The following is a 14,502-nucleotide window of genomic DNA, read 5'->3' on the forward strand; positions in this document are numbered from 1 at the left end:
GTCCCCGTCGTGCCGAGCGGTCATACTGTCACGGTTCCGCGGGTCGCCCGCAGAGGAGAGGGGGTGCGTGGTGCACGGGCACGTCGTGACGCTCGCCGGCCGGCGGGTCGTCACCCTCCTCGGCTCCCGACGCCACCACCGTGAGCTGGTCCGGGCCCTGGACACGAGCACCCCCCGCCGACGTCTCGTCCGGGGAGCCCTGCTCGCCGCCACCACCGTGAGGGCCCTGCCGCTCATCGCCCGCCGAGCCGAGGCCGACGAGGTCGTGACGACCTGCCTGCGCGCGATCGAGGACGGGCACGGGAGGGTCGCCGCCGTCATGGTCGCGTGGCCTGCGGGTGACCGCACCCATCGCCGCTACCTCTTCGTCACCGCGCCCGACGGGCGTCCGCTGGCCTTCGCCAAGGTGTCGACCCGCCCGGACGACGACGGCGCCGAGCTGCGTCGCGAGGCCGAGCTGCTCCGCGAGGTCGGACGGCGAACCCTGGGGGTGGTGGTCCCGGCGGTTCTCGCGCTGGTCGACACCCCGACGATGGTCGCCGTCGTCCTCGAGCCCATCCCGACCGCGCGCGCCCACCTCACCTGGGACGAGGTCCTCGGTCTGCTCCCCCTCGACGCCACATCCGGCCCGCGGTCTGCCGAGTCACAGGATGACGTCGTGGACGTCGAACCGCCGACGACGACGGGTTCGGCCTCGTTCCGCGCCCTGATGGCCTCCGGGCCGGCAGGCGGTAGCGGCCTCGCCCACGGCGACCTGCGTCCGAGCAACGCGGTGCGCGCGGAGGGGCGGGTGTGGCTCTTCGACTGGGAGTACGGCTCGCTCGACGCGCCCGCGTACGTCGACCTCGCCTCCGCGGTGCTGACGCAACGGGTCGAGTCCGACACTGTCTCCACGCCGCAGGAGGTCCTCGACGACGTGCTCGCCGCCCTGGCCGCGCGGGGGGTGCCGGCCGCGGAGGCCGCCCGGGCGGTCGGGTATCTTGCTGGAACCGGGCAGCCGTGGGCCGTGAAGGTCGTGGGGGAACGCTGGCCGGCCCCCTGACCTCCTCGGAAGGACTTCCCATGAGCGATCGAGACCCCTCGAGCGCCAGCTACCGCGACGAGTTCGCCGCCGACGACCTCGCCCGCCAGTACGACGCCCGGGAGTACGGCCCGACGTCGTGGTCGACCCTCCTCTGGCAGCTCGAGCAGCGGACCCTCGACGAGCTCCTCGGGGCCAGCACGTTCGTTCCTCGGCGCGAGCGGTACCTCGACTTCGCGTGCGGCACCGGGCGGGTGCTGTCGTTCGTCGCACCGCACTTCGAGACCGCGGCAGGGGTCGACATCTCGACCGCGATGCTCGAGCAGGCCAAGGCGCGGGTTCCCGACGCACGCCTCGAGGCGGCGGACGTCACGGCCACTCCCGACGTCGTCGGCGGTGACTACGACCTCGTGACGTCTTTCCGCTTCCTCCTCAACGCCGACGCGCGCGACCGCGTCCCGGCGCTGCGGTGGATGAGGGACCGGCTGCGCGACGGCTCCGGCCGCGTCGTCGTCAACAACCACTCCAACCTCTGGAGCCACAAGGCGGTCACCCACGGCCTGCGGCGCGTTCGCGGTGGCGGTGAGCGGCTCACCGGCAACGTGCTCTCGCACCGTGAGGTGCAGCAGATGGTCGAGCAGGCCGGTCTACGGGTCGAGTCCGTGCACGGGCTGGGCTTCCTCGGCGGGCAGGCGCTGCGGGTGATTCCCTTCGGCCCGATGGCGAGGATCCAGGAGGCCCTGCGCCAGAAGCCGCTCCTCGAGAAGGTCGGCGAGGACCAGATCTACGTCCTCGCCCCGCGCTGACCGACCGGTCCCGCCGCCGGCACCGTCTGTCCCTCGGGTCGCCGGTCCGCTAGAATTTCTCTTGACGTCAAGATAACCGCCATCCCCGAGGAGCGTCGACGACGACCATGGCCACGATCATCTACACCCTGACCGACGAGGCCCCGATGCTGGCCACGTACTCCTTCCTCCCGGTGGTCGAGGCCTTCGCCTCCTCCGCCGGCGTGGACGTCGAGACCCGCGACATCTCGCTCGCCGGTCGCATCCTGGCCCTCTTCCCCGAGCACCTGACCGAGGAGCAGCGGGTCGGCGACGCCCTCGCCGAGCTCGGTGACCTGGCGACGACGCCCGAGGCGAACATCATCAAGCTGCCGAACATCTCGGCCTCGATGCCGCAGCTGAAGGCCGCCATCAAGGAGCTGCAGTCGCAGGGGTACGCCCTTCCCGACTACCCGGACGACCCGCAGTCCGACGAGGACCGCGACGTGCGCGCCCGCTACGACAAGGTCAAGGGCAGCGCCGTCAACCCGGTCCTGCGCGAGGGCAACTCCGACCGCCGCGCCCCCGCCGCGGTCAAGAACTACGCCCGCAGCCACCCGCACTCGATGGGCGCGTGGAGCAGCGACAGCAAGACCACCGTCGCGACCATGGGAGAGAACGACTTCCGCTCCAACGAGCAGTCGGTCGTCCTGCCCGCCGCCGACACCCTCACCATCCGGCACACCGCCGCCGACGGCACCGTCACGGTCCTCAAGGACGGGCTGAAGGTCCTCGAGGGCGAGGTCGTCGACTCCACCGTGATGCGCGCCGCCGCGCTCGACGCGTTCCTGCGCGAGCAGGTCGCCCGGGCCAAGGCCGACGACGTCCTGTTCTCCGTGCACCTCAAGGCCACGATGATGAAGGTCAGCGACCCCATCGTCTTCGGCCACGTCGTCACCGCCTTCTTCCCCGAGGTCTTCGAGCGCTACGGCGCCGACCTCGCGGCGGCCGGCCTCTCCCCCAACAACGGCCTCGGCGGCATCCTCGACGGCCTCGGCGCCCTCCCCAACGGCGACGAGATCCGCGCCGCCTTCGAGCAGGGCCTCGCCGACGGCCCGCGCCTGGCAATGGTCAACTCCGACAAGGGCATCACCAACCTGCACGTCCCGAGCGACGTCATCGTCGACGCCTCCATGCCCGCGATGATCCGCACCTCCGGCCACGTGTGGGGCCCGGACGGCGAGGAGCACGACACCCTCGCCGTCATCCCCGACAGCTCGTACGCCGGTGTGTATCAGGCCGTCATCGACGACTGCCGCGAGCACGGCGCCTTCGACCCCACGACGATGGGCTCCGTGCCCAACGTCGGCCTGATGGCGCAGAAGGCCGAGGAGTACGGCAGCCACGACAAGACCTTCGAGATCGAGGCCGCCGGCCGCGTCGAGGTCGTGAACGCCGCGGGCGAGGTCCTCATGTCCCACGACGTCGAGGCCGGCGACATCTGGCGCGCCTGCCAGACCAAGGACGCCCCCATCCGCGACTGGGTCAAGCTGGCCGTCACGCGCGCCCGCGCGTCGCAGACCCCAGCCGTGTTCTGGCTCGACGAGACCCGCGCCCACGACCGCAACCTCATCGCCAAGGTCGAGGCCTACCTGCCCGAGCACGACACCGACGGCCTGGACATCCGGGTCCTCTCGCCGGTCGAGGCCGCGAAGCTCTCGGTCGAGCGCATCCGCCGCGGCGAGGACACCATCTCGGTCACCGGCAACGTCCTGCGCGACTACAACACCGACCTCTTCCCCATCCTCGAGCTCGGCACCTCGGCCAAGATGCTCTCCGTCGTCCCGCTGATGAACGGTGGCGGCCTCTTCGAGACCGGCGCCGGCGGCTCGGCCCCGAAGCACGTGCAGCAGCTCGTCGCCGAGGACTACCTGCGCTGGGACAGCCTCGGCGAGTTCCTCGCGCTCGCCGAGTCCTTCCGCCACGAGGCCGACCGCGGCAACGCGCGCGCCGGCGTGCTCGGCAACGCCCTCGACCGCGCCACCGAGACGCTGCTCAACGAGAACAAGTCGCCGGCCCGCCGCGTCGGGCAGATCGACAACCGCGGCAGCCACTTCTGGCTGGCCCGCTACTGGGCCCAGGAGCTCGCGGCGCAGACCGAGGACGAGGCGCTGGCCGCGATCTTCGCCCCGGTGGCCGAGCAGCTCGTCGCCCAGAGCGAGACCATCGACGCCGAGCTGCTCGCGGTGCAGGGCAAGCCGGCCGACATCGGCGGGTACTTCCGCCCCGACCCCGAGAAGGCCGCCGGCGTGATGCGTCCGTCGCCGACCTTCAACGCGGTGCTCGACGGCCTGTCGGGCTGACCCTCCCCGCAGCACGTGGCATCCCCTCCCGCGGGTCCTCTGTACGAGGGCCCGCGGGAGGGCCACACTGAGGGTCCATGAGACCCCCCACGATGCCGCAGCGTCTCGGCGCCGAGTTCCTCGGCACCTTCTGGCTCGTCTTCGGAGGCTGTGGCGCAGCGATCTTCGCCGCCGGCTTCCTCGCCCCCAACGTCGTCAGCGGCGGCAGCCTGCACCTCGGCATCGGCTTCCTCGGCGTCGCCCTCGCCTTCGGCCTGACCGTCGTGACGATGGCCTACGCCGTCGGTCACGTCTCCGGCGCCCACTTCAACCCGGCCGTGACCATCGGCGTCGCCGTCGCGCGCCGGTTCGAGTGGAAGGACGTGCCGGCCTACGTCGTCAGCCAGGTCCTCGGCGGCCTGCTGGCCGGGCTCTGCCTGTGGGCGATCGCCCGTGGCGCACCGGGGTTCGACGCCACCGGCTCGATGGCCGCCAACGGCTACGGCGAGCACTCCCCCGGCGGCTACTCCCTCGTCGCCGTGCTCTGCGCCGAGATCCTGCTCACCGCGGTCTTCGTCTACGTCATCCTCGGCGCCACGGACTCACGCGCCCCCGAGGGCTTCGCGCCCATCGCGATCGGGTTGGCGCTCACCCTGATCCACCTCGTGTCCATCCCGATCTCCAACACCTCGGTCAACCCCGCCCGCTCGACGGCCGTCGCGTTCTTCAACGGCAACGGCGCGCCGGGCCAGCTGTGGCTGTTCTGGGTGGCGCCGATCATCGGTGCGGCGATCGCGGGTGCGACCTTCCACCTCATCACCGGCGTCGACCGCCGCGACCGCGACATCTCCGGCGAGATCGACCCCGAGGACCTGCGGGTGGCCGAGGGCGTCGACCCCGACGCCCCCCGCTGAGGACGACGGGTCAGCCGCGGTCCTCCGCGGCGTAGTGCCGGTACAGCAGGTAGGCCGCGACGGCGTCGAGGACGTGCCAGACGGCGTGCTGCTGGAGCAGTGACTCCGGCCGGCACCACGCGTGCCCGCCCTTGCCGGTCGTCCAGATGGCGAAGGCCAGCGCCAGCGTGCCGACCGAGGCCAGCCCGAGCGCGACGTCCTGGCGCGGCCCGGCGCCCCGTCGTCCCCGGCGCCAGAGCGCGACCTCGAGGCCGATGGCCAGCCACAGCTGCACCGCGAAGACGGCGTTGCCGAGGTGCCCGAGCACCGGCACGTCGCCGCCGCGGACGTGGCCGGCCATCCCGATGCCGACGGCGCCGGCGAACACGGCCGCGAGCGTGCCCGGCCCGCGCCGCCACCAGCGCAGCGCGCCGTAGGCGACGGCGAACCCGGACAGCAGGAACATGCTCAGCAGGTCGAGATGGCCGCCGAGCTCGGACTGGGTGGCGTGCATCGCCATGCTCCCCGGCCCGAGCAGCACGACGAGCACGGCGATCGCCGTCGCGTAGCCGGGATGCGCGCGCAGCGTGCCGCCGAGGCGCTCCGGCCGGCTCGCGTGCCACGCCACGGCCAGGCCCGCGACGACGAACCCGAGGTTGCTCCAGGTGTTGGCCGGCTGGCGCACCCATCCGGGCCGCGCGGCCTCGCAGAACCCGTCGCCCCGCCCGACGTCCGGGCCGAGCCATCCGAACCGCGCGGCGAGCACCGCGAGGGCCAGCGAGAGCACGGCCGTGAGCCCGGTCACGACCACCGGTCGCCGGTCGCGCCCGCCGGGCGCAGCAGCCGTCATGTGACCAGCCCAGCACACCGGCCGCCTGCCGCGCCACGCCTGCCCGCTGATAGCGTCGAACCGACCACAGAACCGCCCGTCCGAAGGGGTACACCCGTGAGCACCACGCCCGTCAAGGTCGCCGTCACCGGCGCCGCCGGCCAGATCGGCTACAGCCTGCTGTTCCGCATCGCGAGCGGCGCGCTGCTCGGCCCGGACACCCCCGTCGAGCTCCGGCTCCTCGAGATCACCCCGGCCCTCAAGGCGCTCGAGGGCGTCGTCATGGAGCTCGACGACTGCGCCTTCCCGACCCTCGCGAAGGTCGAGATCGGCGACGACGCCACGAAGGTCTTCGACGGCGTCAACCACGCCCTCCTCGTCGGCGCCCGCCCGCGCGGCCCGGGCATGGAGCGCGGCGACCTGCTCGAGGCCAACGGCGGCATCTTCGCCCCGCAGGGCAAGGCCCTGAACGAGGTCGCGGCCGACGACATCCGCGTCACCGTCACCGGCAACCCGGCGAACACCAACGCCCTCATCGCGATGTCCAACGCCCCCGACATCCCCACCGAGCGCTTCTCGGCGCTGACCCGCCTCGACCACAACCGCGCCATCAGCCAGCTGGCCACCAAGCTCGGCGTGCCGGTCACCGAGATCAAGAAGATGACGATCTGGGGCAACCACTCCGCCACCCAGTACCCCGACCTGTTCCACGCCGAGGTCGGTGGCCGCAACGCCGCCGAGGCCGTGGGCGACCAGGAATGGCTGGCCGGCACCTTCATCCCCACCGTCGCCAAGCGCGGCGCGGCGATCATCGAGGCGCGCGGTGCGTCCTCGGCCGCCTCCGCTGCGTCGGCCACCATCGACCACGCCCGCACCTGGGTGCAGGGCACGCCCGAGGGCGACTGGGTGTCGATGGCGGTGCGCTCCGACGGCTCCTACGGCGTGCAGGAGGGGCTCATCAGCTCCTTCCCTGTCACCGTGACCGACGGCCGCTGGGAGATCGTCCAGGGCCTCGACATCGACGACTTCTCGCGCGGCAAGATCGACGCCTCGGTGGCCGAGCTCGCCGAGGAGCGCGACGCCGTCAAGGGCCTCGGCCTCATCTGAGCCCCACCCACGGGGCCTCACGCAGAAGCTCCCGCCGCACCGCGATGTTCGCCGGTGCCGCGGGAGCTTCTGCGTGTCGGGGGTTCGTTACGGGGACATCGAGAGGAACAGGAAGGCCGCGAGCAGCACGAGGTGCACCGTGCCCTGCAGCCGGGTCGCCCGCCCCGGGACGACCGTGAGCACCGCGACCAGCATCGTCAGCGAGAGCAGCACGATCTGGGTCGGCCCGAGCCCGAGGTGCAGCGGCGTCGGCACCCAGATGGAGGCCACCGCCAGCGTCGGGATGGTCAGGCCGATCGAGGCCATCGCCGAGCCCATCGCGAGGTTGAGCGAGACCTGGATGCGCTCGCGCCGGGCCGCGTTGGCCGCCGCGATGGTCTCCGGCAGCAGCACGAGCAGCGCGATGACGACACCGACGAACGAGACCGGCAGGCCGGCCGCGAGGACGGCCGACTCGATGGCCGGCGACTCGATCTTGGCCAGCCCGACGACCGCGACGAGCGAGAGCAGCAGCAGCCCGAGCGAGAACCCGGCCTCCCGGTTGGTCGGCGGGTCGGCGTGCTCGTCGGCGTCGAGTGGGTCGCCCTTGGGCGTCACGGGCAGGAAGAAGTCGCGGTGCCGCACGGTCTGGGTGACGACGAAGGCCGCGTAGAGCGTCACCGACGCGACGGCGGCGAAGACCAGCTGCGGCGCGGTGAACTCCGGGCCGGACTGGCCGGTGGTGAAGGTCGGCAGCACCAGGCAGGTGGCGGCCAGCGCCGCGACCGTGGCCAGGGCGCCACCGGTGCCCTCGGCGTTGAAGTTCGCGAACCCGAAGCGCCGGGCCCCGAGCAGCAGCGAGAGGCCCATGATGCCGTTGACGGTGATCATCACGGCGGCGAAGACGGTGTCCCGGGCCAGGGTGGCAGCCTCGTCGCCGCCGCTGAGCATCAGCGTGACGATGAGCGAGACCTCGATGACGGTGACCGCGACCGCGAGCACGAGCGAGCCGAACGGCTCCCCGACGCGGTGCGCGACGACCTCGGCGTGGTGGACCGCGGCGAGCACCGCGAGCGCCAGCAGCAGCGCGACCACGACGACGAGCACCGGCCCGATGTCGCGGCCCCACGTGGCGGCGAGCGCGACGAGACCGAGGACCGGGGTGATGTTCCAGAGGCGGGCGACGTTCGGGTTGGTCCCGGCAGCCGCCATGTCAGCCCTTCCCCGCGGTGTCGCCGGCGGCGCGCTCGGCGGCCTCGACGACGTTCGAGAGGAGCATCGCGCGGGTCATCGGCCCGACCCCGCCGGGGTTGGGGCTGACGAACCCGGCGACGTCCCACACGTCGTCGGCGACGTCGCCGGCGACGCGTCCCTTGCCGGTCTCCTCGTCGACGACGCGCGAGACGCCGACGTCGAGGACGGCCGCGCCGGGCTTGACCATGTCGGCCGTGACGATGCCGGGCACGCCGGCGGCGGCCACGACGACGTCGGCCTGGCGCACCTCGGCGGCGAGGTCGCGGGTGCCGGTGTGGCACAGGGTGACGGTGGCGTTCTCGGAGCGCCGGGTGAGGATGAGCCCCAGCGGGCGGCCCACGGTGATGCCGCGGCCGACGACGACCACCTTGGCCCCGGCGAGCGGCACGTCGTAGCGGCGCAGGAGCTCGATGCACCCGACCGGCGTGCAGGGCAGCGGGGCCTTCTCGCCGAGGACGAGCCAGCCGAGGTTGGTCGGGTGCAGGCCGTCGACGTCCTTGGCGGGGTCGACCGCGGAGAGGATGGCGTTCTCGTCGAGGCCGGTGGGCTGCTGGACGATGAAGCCGGTACAGGCGGGGTCCTCGTTGAGCTCGCGCACGACGCCGAGGACGTCCTCGAGGCTCGAGCCGCTCGGCAGGTCGCGGCGGATCGAGTGGATGCCGATCTCCGCGCAGTCCTTGTGCTTGGCCCCGACGTACCACTGGCTGCCGGGGTCCTCCCCGACGAGCACCGTGCCGAGGCCGGGGACGACACCCCGTTCGGCGAGTGCGGCCACCCGGGCTCGCAGCTCGTCCTTGATCGTCGCCAGGATGGCCTTGCCGTCCAGAGTCGTCGCGCTCACCTCGCCATTCTCCCATCCGGGGAGGCGCCGCCCGGACGCCGTCCGGCGGGGCGGCCGGTGGGCGACCGGCGGGGGCAACCGGTGGGACGGCCTCTCGACGAGCCGCCCCACCGGCGCAGGGTGCCAGCCCCCTGTAGCAGGCACCCGAGATGGGGTTCGGACCAACCCGCCCGGGCGGATGGGTCGTGACCTGCACCTTTCTCCGGACGGCCGACTCCGCCGGTCGGCCTCGCACCCCGGCACGGAAGTGACTAGCGTGACCCCTGTGGCGCGGTACGCGGTGAACGAGGCGGGGGTGGCCCACGTGCGCGCCCTCATCGACGCCCGCCAGTACGTCCTCGACAGCGACTGGGGCGACGTGCAGCCCGACGCCGCCGCGCAGAACGCCTACCTCGAGCGGCACGACTGGTCCGAGTACGGCGCGTGGCACCTCGGACTGACCGAGGGGCCGGGCGAGGAGACCAAGGCCCGCTACGCGTTCGTCGCCGGCGACTTCCGCCGGGTCCACCGCAGCGCCCTCATCGCCTGCGTCTACCGGGCCTCGGAGTGGCGCCACAAGGAGGTCGAGCTCGCCGCGCACGACCTCCTCCAGCACCTCGACGCGACGAGCGCGTGAGCACGTGAGGGCGTGAGCTCGTGACCGCCGAGCAGGGCACCCGCCGCGCCGGCCGGCACGCGTCCGGCGGCCGGGTGTCGGTACCGCCCCACATCGCGCCGGGCGCGAGGGGTCCACGGCTGCCGGGTCCCGACCTGGCCCGCGGGGTCGCCGTCCTCGTGATGCTCCTGGCCCTGCTCGCACCGCTGGGGGACCTCGGCGGGTTCCTCGCCGGGCCGCTGTTCGTCGTGCTCGTCGGGCTGTCGGTGGGGGTCGTGCTCGACCGCCCGGGGGTCTCGCGCCCGCGGTTCGTCGTGGACGAGGTGGTGCGCGGGGTGCTGCTCGTCGTCCTCGGGCTCGTGCTGCCGTCGGTGGGGGCTCCGGTCGACGACGTCCTGCCCCCGCTCGGTCTGCTGGTCATCGTCCTCGCCCCGCTGGCGCTCGGGCTGCACCGGCTGCCGGTACTGACCCTCGGGGTAGCGGCGGGCGCGGCCGTCCTCGGCCCCCTGGTGCTCGAGCGGGCCCGGGAGGCGCGGCCCTCCGGGTCGGTGGCCCGCACGCTGCTGGACTGGCTGGCCGCCGGGCCCAACCACCGGCTGGTCTCGTTCCTCCCGATGGCCCTCGGCGGGCTGGCGCTCGCACTGCTCCTGCCGCGCCTGGCCGGATGGCGGCCGGCGCTCGGAGTGGCCGGGGTGCTGCTCGCGTCCGGCGGGGTCGTGCTGGCGCTGGGTGCGGCCTCGGCCGAGGGGGTGGCGGCCTCCTCCGGCACGACTGCTCAGGTGGCGGCGAGCACGCTCCTCTCCTGCGGGGTGGTCGTGCTCGGCGTGGGGCTCGCGGAGCTCGTCGGTGGTGGGGCGGCCGCCGCCCGCGTCCTCTCCCCCGTGTTCTCGCTGGGCCGGCTGTCGCTGACCGCATATGCGATGACGGTGCTCGTCCTCGCGCTGGGCTCGCTGGTGCTGGGCGATGCCGGTGGCGGGGCCTGGCCGACGGTCCTGGTCACGGCACTGGTCGTCGTAGCGGCGGTGTGGGTGCTCGACCGCACCTGGGGCACCGGCCCCCTCGAGCTGCTCGTGCGGGTGCTCCGCCGGCCGACCGGGGAGCATCCCCCGTCCGTCGTCGCGAGGGCGCTCAGCGCGGCACGGCGGCGGCGAGGGCCGCCAACGCCGCCGGGAAGCACTCCGCCGGGGGCGTGACGAGCCCGGCGCCGACCTGCCCGGTGCCGGCGACCCGGCCGGCCATCCCGGTGTTGATCTGCGGCAGCTCGCCGGTGCGCACGACGCGCGTGACGTCGATGCCCACCGGCGTCCCCCGGAACCCGAGCACCGGTACCTGGAACAGCGGGTGCTCGCCGAGGGTCAGCTCGTACATCCGCCGCGTCGCCCGGAGCGCGAACGGCACGTCGCCGCCGACGAACCGGACGATGGCCGGCGCGGCCGCCATCGCGAAGCCGCCGATGCCGCCGGTCTCGGTGATGGCCGAGTCGCCGATGTCCGGGTTGGCGTCCTCGGGTCCGTAGTCGCCGAGGAACAGGCCCTCCGGCGTGTTCGCCGGACCGGTGAACCAGGCGTCGCCGGTACCGGAGACGCGGATGCCGAAGTCGGTGCCGTTGCGGGCCATCGTCGTGACGACGGTCGAGCCCGGGATGCCTTCCGCCGCACGGGTGGCCAGCTTGCAGGCGGGCATCCCGAGGTTGAGGAAGAAGTGCTCGTTGGCGCCGGAGAAGCGCACCGCCTCGGCGACGTCGGACGACGGCGCGTCGGCGGTGATCATCCCGGGCAGCAGCTCGCGCAGGAGCATCAGGGAGCCGGCGCGGTTGCGGTTGTGGCCCTCGTCCCCCATCTGGAGCATCTGCGTGATGATCGCGCGGACGTCGACCGGGCCGGTCGAGCGGACGGCCTGGCGGAGGATCGGGCCGAGGACGGCGCCCATCCAGCGAAGCCGGTCGATGACCTCGGGGCCGTACGCGCCGTAGCGCAGGACCCTGCCCAGCCCCTCGTTGAGCGAGCACCACGACGTGTTGTCGTGCACGTCGTCGCGGAGCACGTAGACCCACATCGACGGGCTGACGACCCCGGCCATCGGCCCGACGGCGCCGCGGTGGTGGCACGGTTCGAGGTCGAACTCGCCTGCGGCGAGCCGGCGTTCGGCGTCCTCAGCGGTGTCGGCGAGACCCTCGAGGAGGACAGCGCCGATGAGGGCACCGCGCAACGGGCCGGAGGCGCGCTCCCAGTCCAGCGGCGGCCCCGCGTGCAGGAAGGTGCCCCGCTCGAGGCCGAGCGCTTCGGCGGCCGGGGCGACGTCGACGAGCACGGCCTCGGCGGAGGTCATCCGGGCCAGGGCGGTGGCGTTGGCGGCCTCGCGCCGGGGGTCGGCCATGACCCGGGCGAGGTCGGCCTCGGTGCCGGGCATCGGAGGGTGCCAGCCGGCGTCGGTGACGGGGACGGCCTGGTCGCGCAGCGCGTCGGCGAAGAGGGCGACGCCCGAGGTGGCGACCACCGGGTCGGCGGCGAGCAGGCCGTGCAGGGGCGCGGTCATCGGGGGCCTCCGAGCAGGTCCACGGCGTGGCGGGCGGCCGCGGCGTTGGAGAGGAACACCGAGGCACCGGCGGCCGCGAGCGCCTCGGCGCACCGGGTGAAGTGCTGCGGGTCGGCGTCGGTCCCGGTGAGCGACACCACGACCGGCAGCGCGCGGCCGTCGACGTGCGCGGTCTCGCGGGCGCTGCGAACGGCGTCGGCGAGCTCGCCGGCCGGGTCCGGGTGGGAGCCGTGGCCGAGGACGAGGTCGAGCAGGAGCACCCCGCAGGCGGGGTCGGCGGCCTCGACCGCGATGCGCTCCGTGCGCAGGGTCGGGTCGATCATCGGGTGGGCCCGGCCGCGGGTGAGCTCGTCGGCGCCGAAGTCGACCACGAGGTGGCCGTCCGAGCGCAGGTCGGACCCGAGGGCCGTGGCGGGGTCGTGTCCGAGGTTGCTGCGGACCGGGCCGAGGGTGGCCGCCGCGAGGAGGGCCGCCTCCTCGGCGAGGGTGCCGCCGCAGAACAGGCCGCGCAGGGCTTGGCCACGGGTGAGTTCGTCGGGCTCCGGGGCTGCGGGGGTGGCCGGCCACTGCGGCGGCTCGACGCCCTCGGCCGTCAGCGCCTGCTCGACCGCTGCCGTGAGGTCGGGGCGGCCGTCGCCGAGGGTGGCCTGGTGGACCCGCAGGCCGAGGGCGTCTGCCTCGCGGCGGAGGTCGTCGAGCACGGTGGCATCCGGCGGCTTGGAGACGAGGAGGACCCACTCGGTCGAGGCGTCGTCGGCGAGGGCCCGCAGCGCCTGGCGCGTGGAGCGCCCGCCCACCGCCGACGACAGGTCGCGCCCGCCGACGCCGAGGCAGTGGCTGACGCCGACGCCGGCCGCATCGAGCAGGCACATCGCCTGCTGCGCACCGGTTCCCGAGGCGGCGACGATGCCGACCGGACCGGCGGAGACGACGTTGGCGAACCCGAGCGCGACCCCGCCGACCAGCGCGGTGCCGCAGTCCGGGCCCATGACGATGACGTCGGCGGCCGCAGCGGCATCCTTGAGCGCGACCTCGTCCTCGACGGAGACGTTGTCGGAGAACAGCATCACCGAGGCGCCGGCGGCGATGGCGTCGTAGGTCTCGGTGACAGCGTGCGCGCCGGGGACGGAGACGAGCGCGAGCCCGGCGCCCGCGCGACGGACGGCGGAGCCGAGGGTGGCCGGCGGCACGTCGTCGTCCGTGCCGTCCCCCGCCGCGGCCGGGGCCGACAGCGCGGCGAGCGCGTCGTCGACGGCCGCGATGCCGGTGGCGACGGCGGCCTCGTCCCGGGTCCGGAGGGCGACGACGAGGTCGTTGGGGCCGGCACCGTCGGGCACGTCGAACCCCATGCCGCGCAGCACGTCGAGGTTGAGCTCGGTGGCCATCGCGACCTGCGCGGCCTCCACGCCATGAGCGCCGGCGACGGTGCGGGACACCTGCATCAGGCTCACCGAGTCGTGGTAGGCGCCGCGGCGCAGCTCGACGTGGACGGTCATGCGGCGGTCCTCCCGGACGGAGCGAGGGTGACGAGGGCGGTGCGCAGGCCGGCCACGAGGTCGGCGCCCGAGGTGTGGCCGACGGCGAGCACCGGGGGCAGCGCGGCGCTCACGGCGGCGGCGTCACCGCGGGCGGCCGCCTCGACGAGCGTGACGACCTCGGGGGTGGCCCAGCCGTCGACGGCGGAGGACAGCAGCGAGGCCGAGACCGCCGTGGTGGCGTGCAGGCGGTCGCGGACGGCGGTGACGAGCGGGTCGGGCGCGTCGGGCGCGCAGGACGGCGCGAGCATCCCGAGGGCGCGACGGGCGAGGAGGGCCGCCGCGAGGGCGTCGTCGCCGCTGGGGGTCAGTCCCGGGCCCCGACCGACGAGACGGGCGACGGCATCGACCTGCCCGGCGAGGGCAGCGCGCACGGCGTCGGTGAGCCAGGCGGGGGTGCTCGGGGTGGCGGCGTGGAGGAGGTCGTCCACGGCGGACCCCGGTGGGACGGCCGAGGCGACGCCGCGTCGCACCCGCGCCGGTCGCCAGGTGCGGACCCCCCGGACGACGACGGTCGGGAAGCGCACGGCACCACCGCCCACGACGACGACGTCACCCGCCGAGACCCCGAGGTCCGGGAGCGGCCCGGGCCCGGCCAGCAGCAGCGCCCCCGGCAGCGCGAGGGCCTCGCGGCCCAGCACCGGGAGCACCCGGTCGTGTGCTCCGAGGTAGGCGCCGGCCCGGTGGACCCCGAGGACGACGAGCGGGCGGCGCGGCCCGCGCACGAGGTCGGCGGTGAGCGGCGAGAGCGCCCCGGCGAGCACGGTTCCCCCGCGGGGCGGGGCCGGCGCGGGCGAGGGCATACGG

Annotated in this window: 13 protein-coding genes; 7 read left to right on the forward strand and 6 right to left on the reverse strand. The window is 74.2% G+C overall.

What is annotated here, in order from left to right; translation table 11 throughout:
* Positions 1-67 precede the first annotated feature (67 nt).
* The 4 genes from ACQZ2A_RS18105 (at position 68) to aqpZ (ending at position 5,041) form a co-directional block, all read left to right on the forward strand.
* A complete protein-coding gene (locus ACQZ2A_RS18105; protein ID WP_430213879.1) occupies positions 68-1,042 on the forward strand; it encodes a hypothetical protein in 975 nt (324 codons plus the stop codon).
* 20 nt (positions 1,043-1,062) lie between these two features.
* Positions 1,063-1,827, forward strand: a complete 765-nt coding sequence (locus tag ACQZ2A_RS18110; protein ID WP_430213881.1) for a class I SAM-dependent DNA methyltransferase — start codon at positions 1,063-1,065, stop codon at positions 1,825-1,827.
* 107 nt (positions 1,828-1,934) lie between these two features.
* The gene (locus tag ACQZ2A_RS18115; protein WP_430213882.1) at positions 1,935-4,148 is read left to right on the forward strand and encodes an NADP-dependent isocitrate dehydrogenase; all 2,214 of its coding nucleotides are present in this window, start codon (positions 1,935-1,937) and stop codon (positions 4,146-4,148) included.
* A gap of 77 nt (positions 4,149-4,225) precedes the next feature.
* Positions 4,226-5,041 (forward strand): aquaporin Z, encoded by an 816-nt coding sequence (gene aqpZ / locus ACQZ2A_RS18120; RefSeq protein ID WP_430213884.1) that lies wholly within the window; start codon positions 4,226-4,228, stop codon positions 5,039-5,041.
* 10 nt (positions 5,042-5,051) lie between these two features.
* Here aqpZ and ACQZ2A_RS18125 read toward each other — a convergent pair whose 3' ends face one another.
* A complete protein-coding gene (locus ACQZ2A_RS18125; RefSeq protein ID WP_430213885.1) occupies positions 5,052-5,870 on the reverse strand; it encodes a ceramidase domain-containing protein in 819 nt (272 codons plus the stop codon).
* 96 nt (positions 5,871-5,966) lie between these two features.
* Between ACQZ2A_RS18125 and ACQZ2A_RS18130 the strand changes: the two genes are divergently transcribed.
* Positions 5,967-6,956 carry a malate dehydrogenase gene (locus tag ACQZ2A_RS18130; RefSeq protein ID WP_430213887.1) on the forward strand — a complete coding sequence of 330 codons (990 nt, stop codon included), beginning with the start codon at positions 5,967-5,969 and terminating at the stop codon, positions 6,954-6,956.
* Between the two features lie 87 nt (positions 6,957-7,043).
* On the opposite strand, the gene ACQZ2A_RS18135 is transcribed toward ACQZ2A_RS18130, so the two are convergent.
* Positions 7,044-8,147: a calcium:proton antiporter gene (locus ACQZ2A_RS18135; protein WP_430213889.1), complete on the reverse strand. Its 1,104-nt coding sequence runs from the start codon at positions 8,145-8,147 to the stop codon at positions 7,044-7,046.
* A gap of 1 nt (position 8,148) precedes the next feature.
* Positions 8,149-9,030, reverse strand: a complete 882-nt coding sequence (locus ACQZ2A_RS18140) for a bifunctional methylenetetrahydrofolate dehydrogenase/methenyltetrahydrofolate cyclohydrolase (RefSeq protein WP_430213891.1) — start codon at positions 9,028-9,030, stop codon at positions 8,149-8,151.
* Between the two features lie 265 nt (positions 9,031-9,295).
* On the opposite strand from ACQZ2A_RS18140, the gene ACQZ2A_RS18145 reads away from it, so the two are divergent.
* Positions 9,296-9,646 carry a hypothetical protein gene (locus tag ACQZ2A_RS18145; protein WP_430213892.1) on the forward strand — a complete coding sequence of 117 codons (351 nt, stop codon included), beginning with the start codon at positions 9,296-9,298 and terminating at the stop codon, positions 9,644-9,646.
* 20 nt (positions 9,647-9,666) lie between these two features.
* Positions 9,667-10,818, forward strand: a complete 1,152-nt coding sequence (locus tag ACQZ2A_RS18150; RefSeq protein ID WP_430213894.1) for a hypothetical protein — start codon at positions 9,667-9,669, stop codon at positions 10,816-10,818.
* Here ACQZ2A_RS18150 and ACQZ2A_RS18155 read toward each other — a convergent pair.
* From ACQZ2A_RS18155 to ACQZ2A_RS18165, 3 genes are read right to left on the reverse strand one after another with little or no spacing between them, the layout of a single operon-like run.
* Positions 10,754-12,160, reverse strand: coding sequence for a DUF1116 domain-containing protein (locus ACQZ2A_RS18155; RefSeq protein ID WP_430213895.1), 1,407 nt, complete (start codon positions 12,158-12,160; stop codon positions 10,754-10,756). The genes ACQZ2A_RS18150 and ACQZ2A_RS18155 overlap by 65 nt on opposite strands.
* Positions 12,157-13,656, reverse strand: a complete 1,500-nt coding sequence (locus ACQZ2A_RS18160; protein WP_430213897.1) for an FdrA family protein — start codon at positions 13,654-13,656, stop codon at positions 12,157-12,159. Before ACQZ2A_RS18160 ends, ACQZ2A_RS18155 begins: the two co-directional genes overlap by 4 nt.
* Positions 13,653-14,498: a DUF2877 domain-containing protein gene (locus ACQZ2A_RS18165; RefSeq protein WP_430213898.1), complete on the reverse strand. Its 846-nt coding sequence runs from the start codon at positions 14,496-14,498 to the stop codon at positions 13,653-13,655. The genes ACQZ2A_RS18160 and ACQZ2A_RS18165 overlap by 4 nt, the downstream gene beginning before the upstream one ends.
* Positions 14,499-14,502 lie beyond the last annotated feature (4 nt).

Source organism: Phycicoccus avicenniae, assembly GCF_050496545.1.
GTDB lineage: Bacteria > Actinomycetota > Actinomycetes > Actinomycetales > Dermatophilaceae > Phycicoccus > Phycicoccus avicenniae_A.

Bases quoted from the DNA above. Each gene is read 5' to 3' on its own strand.
- ACQZ2A_RS18110 (WP_430213881.1), top strand. From the start codon at position 1,063: ATGAGCGATCGAGACCCCTCGAGCGCCAGCTACCGCGACGAGTTCGCC.
- ACQZ2A_RS18115 (WP_430213882.1), top strand. From the start codon at position 1,935: ATGGCCACGATCATCTACACCCTGACCGACGAGGCCCCGATGCTGGCC.
- aqpZ (WP_430213884.1), top strand. From the start codon at position 4,226: ATGAGACCCCCCACGATGCCGCAGCGTCTCGGCGCCGAGTTCCTCGGC.
- ACQZ2A_RS18125 (WP_430213885.1), bottom strand. From the start codon at position 5,870: ATGACGGCTGCTGCGCCCGGCGGGCGCGACCGGCGACCGGTGGTCGTG.
- ACQZ2A_RS18135 (WP_430213889.1), bottom strand. From the start codon at position 8,147: ATGGCGGCTGCCGGGACCAACCCGAACGTCGCCCGCCTCTGGAACATC.
- ACQZ2A_RS18155 (WP_430213895.1), bottom strand. From the start codon at position 12,160: ATGACCGCGCCCCTGCACGGCCTGCTCGCCGCCGACCCGGTGGTCGCC.
- ACQZ2A_RS18160 (WP_430213897.1), bottom strand. From the start codon at position 13,656: ATGACCGTCCACGTCGAGCTGCGCCGCGGCGCCTACCACGACTCGGTG.
- ACQZ2A_RS18165 (WP_430213898.1), bottom strand. From the start codon at position 14,498: ATGCCCTCGCCCGCGCCGGCCCCGCCCCGCGGGGGAACCGTGCTCGCC.